Here is a 1,075-nt window from a genome sequence, read left to right as displayed (position 1 = left end):
TTCTCCAATTTTTATTTGGACCTGTGACGCTGTATCATACGCGTATGATTAACCCGGAGGGTCATGCCTGTTATCCGTTGGATAACCTTCTGAGGTTGAGAAAGCACATGCGGTATTCGCCAAATGTTGAGTATGAAACAGCAACTTTAGCCAGCCGTATGACTTGTCGGGAGGTCGTGAAGACTTTAGCAACGTGGACTCAGGTTCAAATGAGTCACACTACCGTCATGCGCTGTGTTCGAGCCGTCGGCGAAGCTCAAGAAAAGCAGGATCAGGAGCTTGTCATCCAAGCAGAGAATGGAGAATTAGATGGAAAAAGGCAGCCGAATTTTCTCTTTGCGGAGGCTGATGGAACCTTTGTCCGGGGATTGAAAAAGCGCCAACATATTGAAATCAAGCATTTCATTTTATATGAGGGTTGGGTGAAGAATGGAAAACGGCGGCTCCTGAAAGAGCCTTACGCGGTCATGACAAGCAAGGGACTGGATACTTTTTGGGAACAGGTTGGAGCCGCAGTCGAACAGCGCTATCGCTTATGGCAGACACAAGTTGTCGCTAATAGTGACGGAGGAGTAGGCTATGACGAAGCTCATTTTAAAGATGCTTTTTGTGGGTCACACAAACGTATTTGGGTTCAACTTGATGCGTTTCATGTTGCCCAATCCCTTATTCGTTCACTACACGGTGATAAGGCATGGATCACCCGTATACAACAGGCGATTCAGAGAAAAGACCGTACAGAGGTCATCCTGTTACTGGATACGTATGAAAGTAATTTAGACGAGGATGAGCGTATTAAGCAAGTCGAAAAGGTAAAGCAATATCTGATAGGACACTGGGATCGTCTGTTTGACTGGCGAGAAATTATGGCGAAAGAAACGCTTCCCGAAAATGCGGGGAGATTGGGTGCTATGGAATCCAATCAACGGCATTTGACGTTCCGCATGAAAAAGCGTGGCATGCACTGGGGTGAGTCGGAAGAAGGCATGGTTAAGGTTATTCAAGGTATACGTAACGGGACGTTAAAAGCGGCGTATCTTTCTTCGTTCATTCCGACCAAACGCGACGAACGAAT

General features: G+C 46.5%; 1 protein-coding gene. It reads left to right on the top strand.

The annotated features are described in order from the left end of the window. Positions 1-44 precede the first annotated feature (44 nt). The coding region (locus AA84_RS0114680) for an ISLre2 family transposase (protein ID WP_236628101.1) at positions 45-1,075 on the top strand (1,031 nt) is incomplete at its 3' end.

Source organism: Sporolactobacillus terrae DSM 11697 (assembly GCF_000648615.1).
In the GTDB taxonomy this organism is placed as follows: domain Bacteria; phylum Bacillota; class Bacilli; order Bacillales; family Sporolactobacillaceae; genus Sporolactobacillus; species Sporolactobacillus terrae.
Note: the sequence above shows the minus strand (reverse complement) of the source record. Positions and strands in the feature narration are given on the sequence as shown.